We start from the raw sequence: 19,876 nt of genomic DNA, 5'->3' as shown, positions 1-19,876 counted from the left end.
ACTAATCTCTTTTGCGTAAAAGCCACCAATTGAGATTGTCGAGTCCTGTTGTTCTCCTCCAGAAGAAACCGTTCGCGACGTGCTCGATGTCAGAAAAAGTATCTAAAAATAAGCCGCCGTAATCCCGCTTGAATAAAAAGTCGGTGTGGCCATGGTATCGAACAGTATGCGGGTCAGGGGAAAAGTATTCCAATGCTAATATAAACTTTCTGCTTACCCGGTGGATCTCTGAGAGGGCAGTTTCTAATGCATCATCTGGGATATGGATCAGAACTCCTGAGGTGAAAACCAAATCAATTTCCGAGTCTTCCAGGGGAAGTGCTTGCAAGCTGCCAAGGTGGGCTCGGCAAGCAGGCACAACGCCAGATTCTAAAAGGACTTTGAGGGCTGTTTGGTTAGGTTCGACCACATGGAGTGCTGCATCAGTTAAGTGAGAGAGTGCATGAATATTAATACCTATGTTACAGCCGGCTTCAAGAATTGACCCAGGGGCATCACCATCTTCAATGTGTTCAAAAATATGACTGAATGCATAACGGCGTTTTTCGATCACTTCGGGTGTTATGCTGTTACGTTCGACGTACTTCTCTCCAAAAGTGCCGCTCCACGCATCCAGTTGTTTTTGCCCCTTACTCATATTGCTGCCCCTGGCGTCCCAGGTAGCAATGGATTGTCGACATTATGATTTATTTTTAGCATGTTCGGATTAACATTGAATAAATCCTCAAGTGAACGAAGGCCAAAGAGAGAATTTTGGGGATACAAATAGTCATAAATTTTGGAAATCAATTCATAATCCTCCCACGTATCGACTGTCAGTCTCCAGTGCCGCCGGTCGGGACGATAGTCCAATTCAACCATTGGAAATCGACTAGGTTGGCGCCATATAAACGGTGTTACATGTTCTCTTTCGTCTTGGAGTTGTGCTTCATGGTGAGCTTTAGAAAGCGCATCGTAACTAAAAACTTCGGTGTCAAATCCATGGGGGTACCCGCTTATAAAAGCTGTCCTGGCATATGCCACAGCCGAACTGCAAAACACACTCAGAACATCGCCGCTTATTTCTGGATCAAACACTGGGCAGTCTGAAGTAATGCGCATTATGATTTTGGCATCCATATATCGAGCAGCTTGGTAAGTGCGTTCAAGAACATTATTTTCATCTCCCCGGAAAATGCTAACAAAACTTGGTGCTGCAGCTACGATAGGATCATGCTCGGCTCCTTCTGGCACGGCTAAGCAGATCGCATCAAGCCCTCGCACGTGCTTCAAGCGTTCGAGCATCCGCTCCAACAACGGAGCGCCACATAAAGGTTTCAGGACTTTTCCGGGTAAGCGGCGCGATGTCATTCGCGCTTGAATTATAGCAACTGTCTTATCCTTCATATGGATTACGCGGCCTTTACTTCTAATGCCGCGGAAAGGGCCTCTACCACTCGGTCAATGTCACTATCGGTCATACTTGCGAAAAGAGGCAAGCAAAGTGCTTTAGAATAATAAGCTTCAGCGCCAGGAAGGTTTTGTTTTCCGTATCTTTGTTCGTAATACGGCTGGCGCGTAAGTGGCATATAAAGAACCTGACTTCCTACATCACGTTTGCCCAGCTCCCTCATTACTGTTGCTCGGTCTGTATTAGCTTGATCAAAATCAATCAGCACTGTTGCTACGTGCCAAGCCGGCATCCCCGCGCCCATTCGGGCGACAGGTCGCACTATAGGTGCTAATGGCGCGAGCTTTTCAGCATAAGACTCAACTAATTTGTTTTGAATTTGCACGAAATTTTCGAGCTTGCGCAGTTGACTTAGTCCCAATGCACAATGAATATCGCTGGCACGGTAATTGAAACCAAGCAAACTCATTTCATAATACCATGGGTTGGCATTTCCATCGGAAGCAAATGCTTGGTCGGAAGCAGTAAACTCTTTTGGATCACGCACCATACCATGGTTGCGAAATCGCATCAGTATTTTGGCCGTATCGCTATTATCAGTAGTGATTATACCACCCTCCCCCATGGCAATAGTTTTTACGGGGTGAGCAGAAAAAACAGTAATTCTATCAGAGCCTCCTCCAACTAAACTTCCATCTTCATAGCGACCGCCTAAGGCATGGCATGCATCCTCAATCACAACCAAGTTTTTTTGATCCGCCCATGGCTTCAAAGTAGCCATATCGCAGCACTGCCCATTGAGGTGGACTGGAAGTATGGCTCGTGCATTTTTGGAGCGTGTCAAAGCGGCATCAGCTGTTTCTGGTGTCATTAAACCGGTGTTCGGATCCACATCAGCAAACACAACTTCTGCACCAGTGAAACGGACTGAATTAGCTGTAGAAAGAAATGTGATCGCGGGTACTATAGCTGCTTCACCTGAACTAAGCCCCAATGCGCTAGTTGCGATATGTAATCCAGCAGTACCACTGCTGCAGGCCAAAGTATGCTTAGCATTCACCAGCTCACTAAATGCGGTCTCAAATTCGATGACTTTCGGACCGGTAGTCAAGAAGTCGCTCCGTAGCACGTCTGTTACCGCTGCTATGTCATCATCATCGATGTTCTGGCGAGAATAAGGCAAGAAATTTTTCAAAACGATTTACCTAATAATGCAGTTAGGATATCAGGTGTTAACCAGTCTTTATTGACATCGCTTTTGTATTCGAAGCCCTCTGGCACGGGCTCACCTTCGGTCTGTGTGTATGTATCTCGCGACCAGAAACCTAAAGATGGTTCGATTACGTAACGATCTTTCAACTCAACTGTGCTCCTTGCTTCATCTTCAGTAACAAGTATTTCATGCAGTTTCTCGCCGGGCCTTATGCCAATTATGTCATTCGGTAACTTGGGAGCCAAAGCATTAGCAAGATCAGTGACTTTCATGCTCGGTATTTTGGGAACGAAGATTTCGCCACCTTTCATCACTTGGAGAGAGGAAAGTACAAAGCTGACCCCCTGATTAAGGGTAATCCAAAAGCGTGTCATTCTCTCATCCGTTATTGGTAGAGACGTAGCACCATTTTCAATCAGATTACGAAAGAATGGCAGCACAGACCCGCGAGACCCGAGTACATTCCCATATCGCACCACTGAGAACCTTGTGGAACGCTTGCCCGCAAGATTATTGCCTGCCACAAAGATCTTATCAGCCGCTAGTTTGCTTGCTCCATAAAGATTGACTGGGTTGGCAGCTTTGTCAGTCGAAAGTGCAAGAACCTTTCTAACACCACATGCTAAAGCCGCCATCATTACGTTTTCCGCGCCATTCACGTTTGTTCGAATACACTCCATAGGATTGTATTCTGCGATAGGCACGTGTTTTAGAGCAGCAGCATGGATAACAATATCGACATCTTCCATCGCAAGCTTTAAGCGTGTTAAATCGCGTACGTCGCCTATAAAAAACCGCAGGGGTGATTCTTTGTCAGATTGCACGTTAAATCTATGGCCCATTTCGTACTGCTTAGACTCATCACGTGAATAGATTATGAGCCGAGAAGGTTTGAAATGTTTCAATATACTGGTAACACACGCCTGTCCAAATGAACCGGTCCCGCCTGTAATTAGTACAGATTGGTTGTTGAGCGAGAGATCACTAAAATCGAAATTTTCCAACACAAGGAAGCCTTTCATTGAAATTCTTGTTAACGATTTTTTCTTGTATTTATGCTTTAGCTGTCAAAGGTTGTTGCTTTTCATAAGCATCTCGATACCATTTATTATGCTGTAATATGTCTTGATGTGTTCCAATATTTTCAACATTTCCATTATTGAGCACTACGATTTGATCTGCATCAGAAATTGTTGCGAGACGATGGGCAACGACGATTATGGTTATTTTTCTTTGATCACGCAGACTTTGCAACGTATGCCGAAAGGCAGTTTCTGCCTCTGCGTCTAGATTGCTGGTTGGTTCATCTAAAATCAATATCGGTGTTTCCCGGTATAGCGCGCGAGCTAAATCTAAACGCTGAAGTTGGCCGCCGGATAACAATACTCCGCGTTCACCTATGAGGGTATCATAACCGTTCGGCAGTCGAGAGATGAAGTCATGGGCCCCAGCTGCTTTTGCTGCGGATTCTATATCCCCTGTAATTGATTCAGCGCTTCCGTATGATATTTGCTCTTTGACCGATACATTAAACACAATTGGGTTTTGCGGTACGTAAGAAATTCCATGGCGCAGGCTTTGCAGGTCAAAATCTCGGTACGGTGTACTGTCAAAAAATATGTCGCCAGAACATGGTTCACGCAAACGTGGAATTAAGTCGATCAAAGTTGTTTTCCCGGCACCTGATCTGCCAACTATTGCGGTCATTTTGCCAGCTGGAATTGTGAGGGATACAGCCCTGAGAGCTCTTGTGTCTCTATCCTTTGGATAAGCGAAATGGAGTGACCGGAATTCTATACCCGACTTTAATTTTTCAAATTTAAGGCCTCCCTCAGAAACTTCTTTTGCGGCATTCATTGCTGCATGGCGTTCACAGAGTTTTTCCAAGCTTCCTTGTGTCCCAAGGGCCGATTGCCCAACTGATATAAGTTCTTTTACTGCTGGCAGGAGACGCATTAAAGAGATTATTGCAAATACTGCGATTTCACTTAACTTCAAATTTAAAAGTCCGACGCCGAAATAAAGCACTGCAAAACCAAGAGCAAGTGCGATGGGCTCCATTAATACGTTTACGCGAGCAAGATATGTGTTGATCGTTATGTAGCGTTTGCGCTGCTGATCAGTAAGATAGCGCATTTCTCTGCGCTCAAGACCCTCAGCGTGGCTTAAGCGAACCAGTCGAACTGATCCTAGGCGTTGAATTAAAAAAGCTGCCATGCGTTCATTTGCATTGGCAAGTTCACTGCCCGTCGTTTGCGTCCGGCTAATAATATTTCTTAAAACCAGTGCGCTCATTCCTAGAACGGCTATTGCAGCAATCGCAACCGGTCCGGTTATAAAAAGAAGTATAACAAGGTAAACCAAAATCATAAGGACATAAGTAAACACCTGAACCGGCGCAAGAAGTGTCTGCACTCCAAGAGTGAGCTCTGTAGTCATGCTATTAATTACTGCCCCTGTTTTCTCTTGGTCATGATATTCTGAATTTGCTTCAAGGTAGGCCCCGAACATCATATTTCTGATGTTACGAATAAGACCGTGTAACAAGCTTTGAAAGTATATTTGTCTAGCGTAAGAGAAAATCTGGCGAATACAAATGCAACTAAAGCTGGTAATTATCAGAGTTGCTAATGTTATCGGGATACCAATGTCGCTGTAGAAAGAAGCTAAATAGGACCAAAAAAGGGATTGCTGGCTTAATCCGTCTAAATTCCCACCCGCTTGGACAGCATCCACAATCGGCAGCAACATAGCTAGTCCGATGCCTTCGAAAAGAGTTGCAGATAATAACAATGCGAGCAAGACAAATTCTTTGCTTTTTTTAAGGCCGAAACGACGTCCAGCATCGAAATATGAGCGTACCGCTCTCATTTTTGTTTTTTTTCTCTTGAATTGTAGCTCTCATCAGCTCGCTTTAGATCATCTGGACGGCCCACATCGATCCAAGGTTCATGTATAGGAAAAAGGCCGACCTTTAGGCCTATTCCACGGCCTCGATTTAATAAATCAGGCATGTCGAATGGCACATTTTTGGGAACAAGCGCACAAAATTCTGGTGATAAAAAGTATATGCCCGCCGCAACAAAGTTACGAATTACCGGCTTTTCTTCGATGCTAAGAAATAGTCCATCCTTGTCCTTTTGGACGACACCGAACGGTACTTGTGTATCATGTTGAGCAACAGCGACTGAGGCATCGTAGCTATGGCGCCAATGAAAATGATTAAGAGCAAGAAAATTGGTTTGAGTTACTAGATCGCCGTTTATTACTAATACTGGCTGGGAAAGGCCGGCGGGGAGAAGGCCAATTGCTCCAGCTGTGCCTAACATTTCGCTTTCTTCGATAACTTGAAAAGAGGCTGTGCTACTGCGTGTTTCTAAAAAGGACCTAATTTGGTTAGCGAGGTAATGGACTGAAACAAAAATATTCTCGACACCTGCTTCTTCCAGATTGGAAATGATGCGCTCCAAAATAGGTTGATCCCCAACGGATAATAGAGGTTTTGGTGTATTTCTTGTTCGTTCACCAAGGCGAATTCCTCTTCCCCCCGCCATTACCAATGCTGTTTTAAGTCTAGGGGTGTTCCCACTTGGGATCAACACTTCCACTAAAGTGCCGTCGCTATTCACAAGAGGAAGAAATGGTACTTTTTGTAGTATTTTGATATTTTCTGTGTCATTTCCGAGCTGACCGAAGCGTGATTGATGGAACATACATCTGCTTGAGGGATCGTTTAGAGTGGCCCCATCTAAAATTGCGCGCCTCACATCACCATCAGTGATTGTTCCTATCGGTTTTCCCTTACAATCGATAACGATAAAGAATAAATAGTCCGACTCGTTTAGGCGTCGCAGTACCTCATGCGTGGGGGTTTCCGGTGAGCATGTCACGGATGTTAAGTCACTTAATCTGAGAAAGTTTGCCATTTTAAAAAGCTTAGCACTTATTTTTCTTACGCCAGGAACAAGTTGCATTTATTGCCTCAGCTGCGTCGACGATGATCGTCCTTGCGTCACAAATAGTTCCAAGGTGCGCAATTTTTTTTTCTACTAAATTTTCAACTGCACCGGGGAACCATTGCCACGAAAGACTTCGGTCGTGATAGTCAACCCACCGTTTTTTACCATTAATTAGCATAGGTGAAGATTGGTTAACGAGCGAACCGTCATCTATTTTGTCACTGCTTAAATGCAATAACGTCATGCTCTCGTATGGTGCACCAATCAGGAGAACCTTACCCCCAAAGTTACACAAAGCTTGCAGTGGTGACTTTTCCCCAAAACGACTATTTATATCGTGTGTTTTAAGCAATTGTTTTGCCGCGGGTCCGCGGGCAGCAAAGGATGAGACAGGGTGGTTACTACGTTCGGTGCCCGGCTCATTGCGAAAAAGTTCCGCTAAAGCACCAATGTCTTTGGTCGGAGTGAGCTTTGCATCAAAGGCTGGTAGAGATTCCCGAATAGTTTTCCAATATTTCTCGTTTACCGGAGGCTTAAACCAAGTTGCAGGGTCTGTTAAATCACCGGTAAAGGCGGGCATCATCAAAGTTCCGTTGCCGATCGCATCGTAGAGCGCATCTAAGATCGTTCTCAGCCCCCCAATTATAAAACCAAGACTTTTAGTAGAAACATGAACCATAAGAATATCGCCCTTTTTTACTCCAATCTTTGCTAGAGCTAGGGCCAGCTGCGGGCGGGTCGTAAATTTATTTGGTTCAGTATAATCAGGCAATTGAACAGCCGTAACATTGGCCGAGGCGGGGCCAGTTGCTAAATTAGCTATGTCTTCATACCAAAGCCGAGCATTAACACAAGCGGGCTCTATTAATTTTTGCATCTCAGTTGGGTTTTTATCTAATTTGGAGATCAAATGAATTATTCGAAATAATCGTTGCTGAGCAATAATGTCCAAGGGAAATTCTTCGTAATGCTTCTTCATGATGTGCAATCGTTTTTTGGCAGATTCAATTGTCGCAGTAGGTCTGAAGCCGAGCTGATTATTTTCGTGGTCTCTATAGTCTGAAACGATACCATCGGCTCGTTGTCCTTTAAGTCCGCTCTTGAGTAAAACGGTAAAAAACCACCAGTCTACAGCGGCGATTGTTTGTGGGACGTTATCAATCAAGGAAGGTATTTTTTTTCGCCAGATCGCAGAATTCGAGAAACCCAGCCAGTTCCGGTCAATAATACTCTCAGTGCGACTAATTCTCTTAGGCACTGCTGCATCAGAAAAAAAACTAGAATCTAAAACAGAACCATTTTGGTCTATTGGTTGCATATCGCCATAACTAAAATCCGCATCCTTCAGAGCGGCGGCGTGTAAAGAAAAGGCATTAGCCTTCAATCGATCATCAATATCGCAAAATATAAGGATATCTGCTTGGCTCCTTATTGCACGAAGTAGCATTGCTTCGCGCACTTGCGCAATATTTGCACCGGTTGCAGGGATTGCGTAACTAACCGGCAATGAGCATGCTAAATTTTGCAATGCATCATCGGTGTCGTTTACGCCGTCTAATGCAATAATAACTTCAGTATCGTAACCATTACTGGCTGAGATCGCACACGAAATCCAGTCACTAAAGTAGGTCCGGGCCTCCTCATAGACTGATGTGCAGATAGCAAACCGCATTATTAATTGCTGAGCTCGAATTCAGAAAGGTTCAAAATGGTATCTGCCTTGATATTATTTCGGGCTGTAGATCCAATAAGCAGGGTGTCGGCGTTAGGGGCTAACCCTGTTCCAGGTCGTCGGTAAGTAATATCGGTCTGACCAATAACTTCTCCCTTTTTTATATCGCGTGCGCTTACAATGCTGCGACGATATTCTGATTTGCGGCTTGGATCTTCAGGCGGCAAGCGCTGAGTTGATCCTAGCGCATTAAAAATTCGTTCTGCTCCTCGCACAAGCGTAGCCATCTCATCGGGCTCAGCAGAAATCTTGTGGTCCCAACCAAACATATCTTTATCAAGTGTGTAGTGCTTTTCTAATATTACGGCACCTTTTGCTATTGCGGCTAGACTAATCTCAATACCAAGTGTGTGGTCCGAAAAACCGACAGGGTAACCGAATGCATGCCGGAGCATGTCCATATTATTCAAATTTACTTGATTGTCGTTCGGCGGATAAATAGATACGCAGTGAAGAATGACGATGTTACGATTTCCCGTATTCTCAATAGTGCTTACCGCGTGACCAATTTCTTCTAGAGTTGCGAAGCCTGTAGAAAGTAATACCGTTTTTCCAGTATTCGCTGCGTAGCGCAGAAGATAATCATTATTGAGGTCCATTGATGCAATTTTAATAAATGGCACATCGAGTGAAATTAGGTTATCGACTTGACTGTGTTCAAATGGTGTTGAAGAAAAATCAATACCTTGGGAGTCACAGTAAGACTTCAGTTCAATTAGTTCGCTAGGTGTGACCGAGAATTCTTTGACAATTTCTTCAAGACTGTAATCATTTCGTGCTCGATAATCATCATTGAGGAAGAAATTATTCTCATAGACCTGTTTTGAAAAAATACTAGTGTCCCACGATTGAAATTTCACACAATCGCAGCCAATTTTTTGAGCCTTCTTAATCATTTTGCGTGCTAACTTCATATCACCGTTGTGATTAGCCCCAATTTCGGCAATCACATAGGTCTTTTGCCCATTTTGGAATCGCATAAATTAGTCCCTTTACATTTATTGAGTTAACCACTGAATTTGTGTAGTGCGGGAATTAAACTGTTGTTAGTGACAATCTTTTCTTGAACGATAACAGTGCCTGCGCCTACAAAACAATGTGTTCCGATTTTGCAATTACCAAGGATGATCGCACCAGGGGCAACATGGGAACCAGCTCCTATATTACTATCATGCTCCACAATGGCACCGCTGTTAATAATTACTCCTGTACCCAATTTGACACCCGGTTGTACAACGGCACCCGCTAATATCACCGTACCTGGTGCAAGTGAGGCATTTGCACTGACGTAAGAAGCTGGGTGGACAACCGGCGGTGCTTCAAAACCACGCGCTAACATAATACTGAGTAATTCTAGTCGAGCTGCAAGTTTTGCTGGGCTTATTCCCCCAAGTCCGATTGCTAAAACACCATCTTCCGGCTCAACTTGACTTTCATCACGCACATGCCGGCAATTTATCCAGCTGCACACCTTTGGATCTACATATGCGCATATTTTACCCCCACCAGCGGTGATAGCTTCGACAAGGGATTTAGCGTGGCCGCCAGCACCCAATAATATGTGCGATCTCATGCTGTAAACTCAAAAGTACTTCCGCACCATGAGCCGAGTGCTTCGATTACTCGCCCCTGCGCACCTTCGTCGAGGTGGCTTGAGCTGGGAAGTGAGATCACGCGTCCGGTCAGAGAAGCTGAAACTCCGCGCAGTAGGTTGGGCATCTCAGAATAAGGTGCTTGGGCAGATAGCGAGCGCCAAAATTCCCTAGCCTCAATCCCAGCCTCTGCCATGGCGTGAATCAAACAGGAACCGTCTTCCGGTGTTGCTGTGAGAACAGAGTAAAGCCAGCAACTATTATTTGCCCACTTGGGGCGTGGCATTGGCATGAGATCCCTGCGACCAGCGATGGCTGCATCATAACAAGTAGCAATTTTCTTCTTTGCCTCTAGCATTGTCCCTAGTCGTTCGATCTGTGCCAGTCCAACTGCTGCATTGAGATTAGTCATTCGGTAATTGAAACCAATTGTATCGTGGACATACTGCTTACCAACTCTAGCTTGAGTTGAGAGGTGACGAATTCTTTTCGCACGAGCATCGCAATTACATACGACCATCCCTCCCCCGCCAGCAGTAACAGTCTTATTTCCATTGAAACTAAAGGCGGCAAAGTCACCAAACGCTCCAGCAGGCTGACCCTTATATTCAGCACCAATCGCTCCAGCGGCATCTTCTATTAGCGGCAACTGTTTTGCAGCAACGCGAAGCGTGTCCATGTCCGCTGTCTGTCCTAATGGATGAACAACGATCACTGCTGTGACGCCATGATCATTCTTATCGAGCACTTCAGCCACCAAGTTGGCATCCAAGCTCCAATTGTCATGTGTAATATCAACGAAAAAGGGAACTGCACCTGCATGGCAAATTGCATTTGCAGTGGCTGCGAATGTCCAGTCCGGCAAGATGACACGGTCGCCTGGCATTACACCAGCGGCCAGCAGAGCAAGATGAATAGCTGCTGTACCATTTACTGTAGCAATGGCGTGACGACGATTTGTTAAAGCTGCTAGCTGATTTTCGAACTCGACCACAAATGGGCCTGCGGAGGAAACCCAATTGTCATCAACACAACGTGCAAGATAGTCTGCTTCACACCCGTCTAGATCAGGCGTTGCCAGTGGGATGTGTGTGGGCATGCTCATAATCGAACCGGAATACCTTCGGAGTGCAACGCGTGCTTAACCATGTCTGGAGTTGTTTTTGTATAGTGATAAATGCTGCCTGCTGCCACGGCGCTGGCGTGCCCTTGGAGGATTGCAGGGGGAAAATCCTCCGGTTTGCCCGCGCCACCGGCAGCAATGATGGGGATAGCTACCGCATCTGCGACTGACCGAATTAGTTGACAATCAAAGCCTTCCATGGTGCCATCATGATCGATCGAGTTTATGAGAATTTCGCCAGCACCTATTTTCTCTACCTCTTGTGCCCAATTTACGGGGTTAAGGTTTGTTGGTTTTGATCCATTGCGAACAAAAACTTTGTATCCAGTTTCAGTTTTAAGTGCATCAATGGAAACGACAACGCTTTGGCGTCCGTAACGTGTCGCCACATCTTTAATAAGTTCCGGTGTTTCTACAGCGGCGGTATTTAAAACAATCTTTTCAGCCCCAGCGGCAATTAATTCCGCTACTTGCTCCATTGTATTAATTCCACCTCCACACGCAAATGGTAGTGTCAACTCTTCGGTGATCATGCGGACGATATCAGGATTTACATTCTTGTGCATTGCACTTGAGCCAATATCGAGCAAAATAAGCTCGTCTACCTGCCTAGCTTCGAAGACTCGCACAATAGATATGGGGTTTGCTACAGTACGTGGGTTAATAAATTTGATCGGTTTTTTTAGCAATCCATCTTTAAGAAGCAACAGTGGTATGACACGGGTCTTAACCATCGGAATTAATTTCTCACGTTTGCTTGTAAGGTGCGGGTGATAAAATTTTTGATTAATCTCTGCCCCTGCCTTTGGCTCTTTTCCGGATGAAATTGAGTTGCGCAAATATTACCATGATCAATTGCACAAACTATTTCACTGCCATATCTAACTGTTGCTCCAATCCATGTCGGATCTTTTAGCTTAAACTGTAAACTATGAACGAAGTAAAAATCTGTTTCATTTTCTAGGCCGTCAAATAGCTGTGATCGGTTTTTTGCACTTACGGTGTTCCATCCGATATGCGGTAACGTAAGTTTACGCTCCATCCAGTCACGTTCATTTTGAATGTCAATAGAAACAGTTTCGCCAGGGACAAGGCCAAGCCCCTTTACTCCGGGACTTTCAGTGCTAGTACGTCCCAGTAACTGCATTCCAAGACAAATGCCTAACAAAGGCTTGCCGAATTTGCCCGATAGCTGACGAATTACCGCGGCGGTACCGTCATCTTCAAGCTTCGCCATAGCATCACCAAAAGCGCCAACACCGGGTAGTACAATTCCATCACATGCTGCGACTTTGTGAGGCTCGTTCGTTATTATGGCTTCGGTGTCAAGCCGTTCAAATATTTTCTGCACGGACCTTAGGTTGCCAATGCCACAATCTATTATAGAAAATCTAATCATGAGTTTATTCGGATCTTGGTCCCGCCATTCCCCACCCTACCCAAGGGTTATCGCGAGCTGCATGGATTTCTTGTCGCATAACAAGACTGCCATCTATATCCCTTAGAAAATTGCCATCTTTCATTTCGAATATTGCCGGATTAGTGAAACTGTCGCAAATTTCGTCAAACTCCTGCTGTGGTAAATGAAAGTGATTGCAAAATCGTTCAATTAGTTCCTTCGGGTACCCTCCGTCGTAGCGGGCCGCGAGGCGCACGCCTTGCTCGCGGGTAGCGATCCCATCGCGAATATCACGGCAGGCATCGTCAGTGGCACGGCCATAACCAAATTTGCAAAATTTTAGATAGTCGTGGATTTGCATTGAATAACAGTCAAGGCCCTCATAGTCCGTGTAGGTGATCTCGTTACGTCCAATCCTCCTCTGCCATCCACGTGCCTCAATGATCTCAAGATTCTTAGGTACGTTCCACTCTAAAAAATATCCGATAAATGCGGCTACACAGCCTCTGTTTCCACCTACCTCACGTAACCGCTCCTTGGATGGCATGCGATAGGGCTTCATATCCTCGAGTGTTATGCCAAGTTCTTCGCCCACCATGTCTTCTGGCCGAAGGCCGTTGAGGCAGCCGAAGTCGTTAAGCCAATCTTCGTCCATCTCGCGCATATTCTTCTCTTGGACCCTGTGAAAGCCACCATATTCCATCTGTGGTGATTCGCCCCAAAGGATAAGTGGCACGTCATGGGCAACAGCCATCCGGAAGGGTAGCGACCAAATTGCCATATGATTGGCCCACTCTGGATCACCAACCCTACGAAAGCCCTCAAGGATAAGTTTTTCATAGACTACTGGGTTCTGCTTAAAGTGTATAAGATCAACCCCCATGCGGCTAATATTTGATAGATTTTCTCGGCCGATCGGTGTGGGCAGGGTGGGTTCTATGCATAGGCATAATGGGTTGAGACCAAATACTTCCTTTGCAACATAGACTTGGTACGTTGAGTCCTTTCCGCCAGAAACGCCAATCAGGCAGTCATACTTCATAGGATCGTTGCTGCGGCAGCTCTCTATCAATTCTTCAAATTGTTCTCGCCGGTCATCCCAGTCAATAGATTCGACGTGTTTGCCATACTTGCGCTGACTTGCGCGGCAGGCATCGCAGACCCCGTTTTCATCAAAATCGAGATCTGGGCGGGAGTCAGGCATTACGCAATTGGTACAGAAAAGCATTGCTTCACCTTTTCATATTGATGGTATGCTCATGGGGATACTGTGAAGTTTGCCGCTTTCATCCTCAAACTTCAGCGCAACTTTTTCTTGAGTGCGCTTCCAATATTCTTCATTTAAGTTGGTATTAAGTGCGACAACTCCGGGATGCGAGCGAAGGTACCTTACAACTTCGGAGAGTCCGGGTAGGTGGCTCGGCGTATATAATTCTTCGAATACTACTTTAAACATTTCGAAGTCTTGTCTGTAATCAAGTGTGAGCCTTGCCTCATCATGTATATGGTCGGGCGACAAAGGGCTAACTTCTGCCTGCCTACAAATACCAGTTTTAGTAAAGTAATATATGAAGCCGGTGTCATTTTGGGTCGAACGGTAGCGGTCAAATACTAATTCCATCGCGTCCTTGGAAAAGCTCTTCACAGCGGTTCCCAGAGGCAATCCCCGGCAGGTAACGATATCAAGATTGGTGTCGCCTAACAAACGGTCCATAGTCAGGTTCATATATTCTGTGGCAGATAATGGGTCATCGCCGTCAACTTGGATCACCGCATCGAAATTGAAGTGGGAAATCGCTGCATGAAAACGCTCGATGATATCATCGGTGGAGCCTCGAAATATGCTCGCACCATAAGCCTCAACTACCCCTACTAACGGATCGTCTGAAGGCTCTTCAGTTGTACAAACGACAATATTTTCTGTTATGATATGTTTGCATGCAGTCACCCTGTCTAGGAGGTGATAGATTATCGGGCGCCCACAAATTTCCATCAATGCTTTTCCGGGGAGACGTTCGGAATCAAGACGAACTGGAATGAGCGCTCCTACTTTGTTGTTCGTGGTAGTCATCGGGTTTGCTTTTCCACAAATTCATGTTTTAGGCAGCCTAAGTGTATATGGTCAATATACGCGTCGCCTAGCCGGTCTTGCTGGCGGAAAGTCCCCTCACGCTGGAAACCAAGTTTTTCGAAAACTCTAATCATTGCGGGGTTCGTATCCATTACACCAGCAGTGAGGCGGCGCAGTTTAGCCTTTTCGAATAGATGGGATGCGAGCAGTGATAGGGCTTCGCTGGCTATGCCCTTGCCCCACATCTTTCTCAAACCTATTAATATACCAAGGTCTGCTGTTCCTGCATACCAGTTGATATGACCGGCCTTGACAGTTCCAATGAAAGTATCGTCGCTGGCAAGGTGCAATGCATAAAAAATATCATCTGGCGAGCTCCAAATAGAATGACAATAAGCAGAAATCTGACTGAAGGAAACGTTAGTTTCTAGATAATGCGGTAAATTAAGATTTTTGACTACTTCTGGGTCGCGAAGCCAAGCAAGATATGAAGGATCTTCTAAATGCTTCGCCTCAAATAGCCGCAATCGACACTTCTCACCAGAAAGATCAATATTTATTTTCTCTAATTCTGATAGGATCATTTTTTCATCTAGGTTCTCGTTTCAGAAATATCGAATAATGTAGAGGAGAGAGTTTTTAAAAGAGACCCGCTTATCTCAGATATTTCTTCAGGAGTCGGTCGTGCTGTGCGCCCATGAGCATCAAAAGAAGACATGTCCAGACAGTATTTTTCAATTGCAAGGTAGTAGCGAGCCCCATCGCGACGTTGGATTTTTTTTGCTTCTTCAGTATTATTTGCAATAATTTCCGGGATATGAGTCAGATCAGAAAATCCCTTAATTCCATAAACATGTGGAAGATCGAGCGCCTGTCCATGTCGACCAAAATGCAATACTGGTTTTCCTAATGCGGCTGCCTCATAGCCTGCTGAACTACTAATAACCGCGACAAGGTCTGCGCGCTTAATGATGTCAACACTGCTTTCATCAATATCTATGAATGCAACATTGGGGAGAGCCGCCAGAGTCTCATAAGTGCCTTTCGTTCGCCGGCCAATTTGGTATGGGTGTTCTTTTACTGCTAAGATGGCATCGGCCGGCAAACTGAGAGCTAACTCAACCGCTGTTGCGAGTTGATTGCTATGTTCTGGAGATAGAACGTTAAGTGAATGTTCGGGTTCGGTTTGTAAAGGAAAATAGATAACCTTTTCTGCGGCCGGTATGTCTTCAATTCTGATAGTAGCTAGTTTTTTTAGTTTTTTTCGATCAAAACGCTGGCGAATTATCATGCGTGCTGTCTCTAAAGAGGAGGGTCCTACACGGCTCTTTCGATAACCGCGTAACCTACCATAAATATTTCGCAGGAGGATAATGACAATTCGTCTCATTATCTTGAGCCAATCAGACCCTTCTTGCATTTGTGCAAACCCTACAACAGATAAGCCCGTCGGTGTGAGGTGTTTATGTACATATTCAATATCGACTTTTCGCGGGGCGGGCTGTGAAGTGTGAAATTGTCGGAAGCACTCAGATTCTTCGAATTCACTGTCAGCCCACAGGTAATAGTCGGCAAACCTCGAATGCACCAGGGATCGGAATGGAACTCGGTTTTGTCGAGCGATCAGGCATGCTGACTTCATATAAACACCACCACCACCTCCCCCAACTAGCATCAAGCCAGGAGGATAGTTCTCAGCCATTTTCTCAAAATCATCAGTTATAGCCATGCAAGTGTGTACCGCGCCTTGGCGGGTTATCATTTTTGACACGTTGGATGCGGGGTGGCCCTCTCCTCCGAGTATAAAAGCGCGACCAATATGTCGGCAGCCAAGCACCATGTCTCGCATCAGTGTGATCCCATGGGTTTTTTCAAAGTTAGCGGCGCGGCAAATTACTTCATGGTCAGTTACACTTTTTTCACTGGCATCCAAGGCGTAGCTCAGGTAGTCAAAGTGAACAGCAATCTCAGCATCCAATGGTTCGTCAAACTGCCGCTCCCAAAATTGTCTGTCTTGCTCATCAGCAATTATGAATAAAGGTCGTAGTCCCAGTTTTTTCTCCAATTCTCTCGCAAGATCTTTCCATAACCAGCGATGCAAAAGAGTAGGAAAAATCCAAATATACCTTTGCTGAACCATCAGAGAGACAACTTCACCAATTTAGTAAGAAGGGCGAAAATAAATGCCACGTTTTGCCAAGAATTTACCAATACTAATCCGGAGCCACTTGAATGCCGGCAAATGAGTTGGATCGGCCCGAAAGGGGTCAAGATGTTCAAAATGGCTAAAAAGTGTCGGGTCAGCGAGAGAATGCTTAATGTCATACAGAACAACACGATTGTTAGCGGTGATCTGGACATGTCCTACCCATTCAGCTTCTTCGGGGCTCAGCATATCATTAATTCGCAAAATACGGCAGGCGTAAGGAGGAACTTTAAGACGAGGCAACTTGTGGCCATCGTGACCTGCTAATGTTGCCAGTATGGGGCGTCTGTAAGGATTGATAAGTGCTATAGACTCTCCATAATCGCGCGATCGATGTATGCGAGCGATTGCTTGCCCTTCAACAAAACGCCCATATTCTGCAATTTGTGCGATAGTTGGCGGTGAGGCATATTTCAGTGGTGCATCAGCAAAAACAGCCTTACGTCCGGGGGCATAGTAAGTGGCGTAGGCAACGGGGCCTATGTAATCTTGTATTGAGGTTTCGCCATTTTTTGTTTGAATATCGAGCTCTAGAAATCCTGGATGTTCTCCCCAATCCGCACCATGATCATGCCAAATTATAGGCTTTGGTGTTTCTGAAACTAATTGTCCACCCTCATACAAAAGAGATACTGAAGTCTCTGTTACAACTTTCCCCTCGTGCACGACCCGGGTAATACATGTTAATTCTGCAGAGCCATTCGCCAGTGCTTTTCCATAGGCAGGGTAAGGGGGTTCTAAGTGCATGTGATAGCCTGGCGGCAACAAATAAATTCGGGGGACGAAATAGTTAGTAGCCATGGTAGGAAACCTGTTGCTAAGAATGGTCTATAGAAAGTCGGCCCAAGTCAGGGCTTGCACAGAATATGTGACAATTATATTCAGCACTTGCAGACCACTTTATGGCCAAGTGCCGACCAGCCAAGGCTGTTGCTTCTGAGTTCGTTACTTGTATTTCATGAATGTGGGCACCGTTGCCCGGTATTTTGGTAACAAACCGTCTTTTTCTCAACTGAAGATCTTCCACATTCATTGGGTACTCGATTGCCACTTTATTCTCGGTTGCAGCAAAGTTTATGAATGATAGAAATACCCTTTGATCGTTTGGGATGTGGGTAAGAGAGAACCACCTTTCTCCTGGATATTTGTAACTTTGCCCATGTACCGAGCAAGTTCCATCACGAGCTAATATCTCAGTTTGGGGCCGTGTTGTGCCACGGAAACCTTGTTTTCTACCGCGGCGTATGACTTCAACCGAACCGATGGCGAGCTCACTATTGCCTTGTGGTGGTTCGATAAATTTTGAAACCACTAAATCAAGAGCGGCTTCCGGTTTAACGCTTAACCGCTGCCGGTGGCATATATTACCGGCAGCGTCACGAGCGGTAAAATCTACGTCAAAGGAGGGGCCACAACGGTCACCCTCAAAAAGCAAACTGCGATTCGACACCCAAATGTGTTGGTCTATTCCGGCGCCTGATATTATAGGAAATCGGTTGGCTAGCCTGTAAGGAACAGACGGAGATATTTTATCTATAAAATCAAATATTTTTCGCTTTAATGAACGCTCGCCCGCCATGCTTGCTTTAGCAGGTTTGTCGGACGAATTTTTTTCACGCGGCAAACTGACGTAGAAGTATTCTAAGTCAAGAAGACACGCGGTGCAGCTGCTGCCGGCCCCAGTTTTATTAAGTACGTCTTCAAACGAGACCTCAGGATTCTCTTGCAGTTCCTTATGATAATCTTTGACCCTTAAGCCTTTGCAGGCACAGATTAGATCATCGGGCATTGCATCAGGCACCGGGATGGATTTTTTAACCATCAGTTTTTTCTTTCAGCAGGCCGATCTCACAGAATACTTTTGCAAAATGGTGGAGTAGTCGAATGTCACAGCCGCTTCGTTCAGCCACTGAAATAAGGTCGTTGTCTCCATCAGATAAATTCATTAGCCACAGCATTGCAGAAACTTGATCAAGATTTTCTTGATAATTTCCGAGGGTTGGATATAGGCCACGCCGACCGAGTTGGACTTCACCGTGTGGAACTTGGCTTAAATACGTTCTGTTATTTTCAATGTGCTGCAATATGAAGGCGCATGTTTGAATTGTTTCTGCCATTGATGAAAATGATATGAAAGAACGATCATCCAGCGAGGTGTGATATTCTGGATATTCATCATAAATTGATCGCAATATGGAAGCTACAGGCAGATTAAAGCCAGGTGAGCAATATTGTCGTTCATCGCTCCCCCAATCTGCTCTGAAGTCTCGCATTTCAAAATCTCCATCAAGTAGGTGTTTGAGTGCTGTTTTGGCCGCCCGGTCGGCAAGGGTTTGCTCTTGGCGCGACGTTTTTAAAAGGTAGGGATGGTCGGTACCAACACAGACAATTTGATATCCTGCAATTACGTGTGATTTTAGGTGTTCTCCAAAATGCGCCAAGTAAACTAGACTGCCGATGGTCTCGGGTAAAAACACAAATCTGTAAGTAAGTCTGCGGTTAGGCCAACTTGCGACTAATCGTGCCAAAAATGCTGTAACGAGTGGGCCAGAAAGTTCATTATTAGCAAGAGAGGGGTGACAGATATTTGTAGAAATCAAAACTTCATCGTTACTCTCGCCGGGTAACACACATTCACCAATTGTTAGCGCACCGTCAACAAACTCAGTGTCTATGAGAACTTGGTAGTCGCCATCTGGCATCGCCATACGCAGTTTGTGGGGCAGACAAAAACCCCATCTTTCATCGTAGTAACTAGTGACGTATGGAATGGCGTCAGGCTGCTCGGGCAAACTATACAAATGTTTGTCCAAATCACTCCGGCTTAAGGTTCCTTGAAATGGAGCGGAATAGTTTAGTAGGTGTAAAGTATGATCGTTGACATCAAGCAGCTTTTTGCCACTAGGCCCCTTTATATATGCTTCCCTGAAGACCCATTCTTTCGGCACTATCCAGTCAAAAACCTGCGTGCCCGAAGCAGTTTCCAAGCACTCTAGTTGTTGCAATTCAGATAGAATTTTGATCGTTTCACGAACGCCATCCCCCGTGATACTTCGCATAATTGGAAATAAACGGTCAAAAAATTTTGCTATTTCTTTTGCAAGATTTTCTTGATTAAGGTTTGTGCAGAGCAACGTTTGCAAGTCTTCCGGGCTTAGGAAATTTGATTTTTGGGTGGTGTCTTTCATATT

General features: G+C 45.2%; 19 protein-coding genes. All 19 read right to left on the bottom strand.

Annotation, left to right across the window (positions count from 1 at the left end):
- Position 1: 1 nt before the first annotated feature.
- Genes VX941_02210 through VX941_02120 form a run of 19 tightly spaced genes read right to left on the bottom strand, consistent with a single transcriptional unit; the run spans position 2 to position 19,873 of the window.
- Entirely contained in the window at positions 2–637 is a 636-nt protein-coding gene (locus tag VX941_02210) for a pseudaminic acid biosynthesis-associated methylase (protein MEE2932220.1), read from the bottom strand.
- Complete coding sequence (locus VX941_02205) at positions 634–1,386, bottom strand: glycosyltransferase family protein (GenBank protein MEE2932219.1); 753 nt, start codon at positions 1,384–1,386, stop codon at positions 634–636. Before VX941_02205 ends, VX941_02210 begins: the two co-directional genes overlap by 4 nt.
- Positions 1,387–1,391: 5 nt before the next feature.
- Positions 1,392–2,585: a UDP-4-amino-4,6-dideoxy-N-acetyl-beta-L-altrosamine transaminase gene (gene pseC / locus VX941_02200; protein ID MEE2932218.1), complete on the bottom strand. Its 1,194-nt coding sequence runs from the start codon at positions 2,583–2,585 to the stop codon at positions 1,392–1,394.
- Positions 2,582–3,625, bottom strand: a complete 1,044-nt coding sequence (gene pseB, locus VX941_02195; protein MEE2932217.1) for a UDP-N-acetylglucosamine 4,6-dehydratase (inverting) — start codon at positions 3,623–3,625, stop codon at positions 2,582–2,584. The genes pseC and pseB overlap by 4 nt, the downstream gene beginning before the upstream one ends.
- Before the next feature lie 31 nt (positions 3,626–3,656).
- On the bottom strand, positions 3,657–5,474 hold the full coding sequence (locus VX941_02190) for an ABC transporter ATP-binding protein (protein ID MEE2932216.1): 1,818 nt from the start codon (positions 5,472–5,474) through the stop codon (positions 3,657–3,659).
- Entirely contained in the window at positions 5,471–6,529 is a 1,059-nt protein-coding gene (locus VX941_02185) for a sugar phosphate nucleotidyltransferase (GenBank protein ID MEE2932215.1), read from the bottom strand. Before VX941_02185 ends, VX941_02190 begins: the two co-directional genes overlap by 4 nt.
- A 10-nt stretch (positions 6,530–6,539) precedes the next feature.
- A complete protein-coding gene (locus tag VX941_02180) occupies positions 6,540–8,234 on the bottom strand; it encodes an AAC(3) family N-acetyltransferase (protein ID MEE2932214.1) in 1,695 nt (564 codons plus the stop codon).
- A gap of 2 nt (positions 8,235–8,236) precedes the next feature.
- A complete protein-coding gene (locus tag VX941_02175; GenBank protein MEE2932213.1) occupies positions 8,237–9,274 on the bottom strand; it encodes an N-acetylneuraminate synthase family protein in 1,038 nt (345 codons plus the stop codon).
- Between the two features lie 26 nt (positions 9,275–9,300).
- Positions 9,301–9,867, bottom strand: a complete 567-nt coding sequence (locus tag VX941_02170) for a hypothetical protein (GenBank protein MEE2932212.1) — start codon at positions 9,865–9,867, stop codon at positions 9,301–9,303.
- Positions 9,864–10,991, bottom strand: coding sequence for an aminotransferase class I/II-fold pyridoxal phosphate-dependent enzyme (locus VX941_02165; GenBank protein ID MEE2932211.1), 1,128 nt, complete (start codon positions 10,989–10,991; stop codon positions 9,864–9,866). Before VX941_02165 ends, VX941_02170 begins: the two co-directional genes overlap by 4 nt.
- The gene (locus tag VX941_02160; protein ID MEE2932210.1) at positions 10,988–11,743 is read right to left on the bottom strand and encodes an imidazole glycerol phosphate synthase cyclase subunit; all 756 of its coding nucleotides are present in this window, start codon (positions 11,741–11,743) and stop codon (positions 10,988–10,990) included. Before VX941_02160 ends, VX941_02165 begins: the two co-directional genes overlap by 4 nt.
- 5 nt (positions 11,744–11,748) lie before the next feature.
- A complete protein-coding gene (gene hisH, locus VX941_02155; GenBank protein MEE2932209.1) occupies positions 11,749–12,408 on the bottom strand; it encodes an imidazole glycerol phosphate synthase subunit HisH in 660 nt (219 codons plus the stop codon).
- A gap of 4 nt (positions 12,409–12,412) precedes the next feature.
- The gene (locus VX941_02150; protein MEE2932208.1) at positions 12,413–13,636 is read right to left on the bottom strand and encodes an N-acetyl sugar amidotransferase; all 1,224 of its coding nucleotides are present in this window, start codon (positions 13,634–13,636) and stop codon (positions 12,413–12,415) included.
- Between the two features lie 12 nt (positions 13,637–13,648).
- Complete coding sequence (locus tag VX941_02145; GenBank protein MEE2932207.1) at positions 13,649–14,479, bottom strand: hypothetical protein; 831 nt, start codon at positions 14,477–14,479, stop codon at positions 13,649–13,651.
- Positions 14,476–15,063, bottom strand: coding sequence for a GNAT family protein (locus VX941_02140; GenBank protein ID MEE2932206.1), 588 nt, complete (start codon positions 15,061–15,063; stop codon positions 14,476–14,478). Before VX941_02140 ends, VX941_02145 begins: the two co-directional genes overlap by 4 nt.
- A gap of 8 nt (positions 15,064–15,071) precedes the next feature.
- Entirely contained in the window at positions 15,072–16,619 is a 1,548-nt protein-coding gene (locus VX941_02135; GenBank protein MEE2932205.1) for a hypothetical protein, read from the bottom strand.
- A 21-nt stretch (positions 16,620–16,640) separates the two neighbouring features.
- On the bottom strand, positions 16,641–17,486 hold the full coding sequence (locus VX941_02130; GenBank protein MEE2932204.1) for a hypothetical protein: 846 nt from the start codon (positions 17,484–17,486) through the stop codon (positions 16,641–16,643).
- 16 nt (positions 17,487–17,502) lie between these two features.
- A complete protein-coding gene (locus VX941_02125) occupies positions 17,503–18,507 on the bottom strand; it encodes a (2Fe-2S)-binding protein (GenBank protein MEE2932203.1) in 1,005 nt (334 codons plus the stop codon).
- Positions 18,500–19,873, bottom strand: coding sequence for a DUF4910 domain-containing protein (locus tag VX941_02120; GenBank protein ID MEE2932202.1), 1,374 nt, complete (start codon positions 19,871–19,873; stop codon positions 18,500–18,502). The genes VX941_02125 and VX941_02120 overlap by 8 nt, the downstream gene beginning before the upstream one ends.
- Positions 19,874–19,876 lie beyond the last annotated feature (3 nt).

The organism is Pseudomonadota bacterium (genome assembly GCA_036339585.1).
GTDB lineage: Bacteria > Pseudomonadota > Alphaproteobacteria > UBA8366 > UBA8366 > UBA8366.
The sequence above is the reverse complement of the archived record's forward strand: the minus strand, read 5'-3'. Positions and strand labels throughout refer to the sequence as shown.

Bases quoted from the DNA above. Each gene is read 5' to 3' on its own strand.
- VX941_02210 (MEE2932220.1), bottom strand. From the start codon at position 637: ATGAGTAAGGGGCAAAAACAACTGGATGCGTGGAGCGGCACTTTTGGA.
- VX941_02205 (MEE2932219.1), bottom strand. From the start codon at position 1,386: ATGAAGGATAAGACAGTTGCTATAATTCAAGCGCGAATGACATCGCGC.
- pseB (MEE2932217.1), bottom strand. From the start codon at position 3,625: ATGAAAGGCTTCCTTGTGTTGGAAAATTTCGATTTTAGTGATCTCTCG.
- VX941_02190 (MEE2932216.1), bottom strand. From the start codon at position 5,474: ATGAGAGCGGTACGCTCATATTTCGATGCTGGACGTCGTTTCGGCCTT.
- VX941_02185 (MEE2932215.1), bottom strand. From the start codon at position 6,529: ATGGCAAACTTTCTCAGATTAAGTGACTTAACATCCGTGACATGCTCA.
- VX941_02180 (MEE2932214.1), bottom strand. From the start codon at position 8,234: ATGCGGTTTGCTATCTGCACATCAGTCTATGAGGAGGCCCGGACCTAC.
- VX941_02175 (MEE2932213.1), bottom strand. From the start codon at position 9,274: ATGCGATTCCAAAATGGGCAAAAGACCTATGTGATTGCCGAAATTGGG.
- VX941_02170 (MEE2932212.1), bottom strand. From the start codon at position 9,867: ATGAGATCGCACATATTATTGGGTGCTGGCGGCCACGCTAAATCCCTT.
- VX941_02165 (MEE2932211.1), bottom strand. From the start codon at position 10,991: ATGAGCATGCCCACACACATCCCACTGGCAACGCCTGATCTAGACGGG.
- VX941_02160 (MEE2932210.1), bottom strand. From the start codon at position 11,743: ATGGTTAAGACCCGTGTCATACCACTGTTGCTTCTTAAAGATGGATTG.
- hisH (MEE2932209.1), bottom strand. From the start codon at position 12,408: ATGATTAGATTTTCTATAATAGATTGTGGCATTGGCAACCTAAGGTCC.
- VX941_02150 (MEE2932208.1), bottom strand. From the start codon at position 13,636: ATGCTTTTCTGTACCAATTGCGTAATGCCTGACTCCCGCCCAGATCTC.
- VX941_02145 (MEE2932207.1), bottom strand. From the start codon at position 14,479: ATGACTACCACGAACAACAAAGTAGGAGCGCTCATTCCAGTTCGTCTT.
- VX941_02140 (MEE2932206.1), bottom strand. From the start codon at position 15,063: ATGATCCTATCAGAATTAGAGAAAATAAATATTGATCTTTCTGGTGAG.
- VX941_02135 (MEE2932205.1), bottom strand. From the start codon at position 16,619: ATGGTTCAGCAAAGGTATATTTGGATTTTTCCTACTCTTTTGCATCGC.
- VX941_02130 (MEE2932204.1), bottom strand. From the start codon at position 17,486: ATGGCTACTAACTATTTCGTCCCCCGAATTTATTTGTTGCCGCCAGGC.
- VX941_02125 (MEE2932203.1), bottom strand. From the start codon at position 18,507: ATGGTTAAAAAATCCATCCCGGTGCCTGATGCAATGCCCGATGATCTA.
- VX941_02120 (MEE2932202.1), bottom strand. From the start codon at position 19,873: ATGAAAGACACCACCCAAAAATCAAATTTCCTAAGCCCGGAAGACTTG.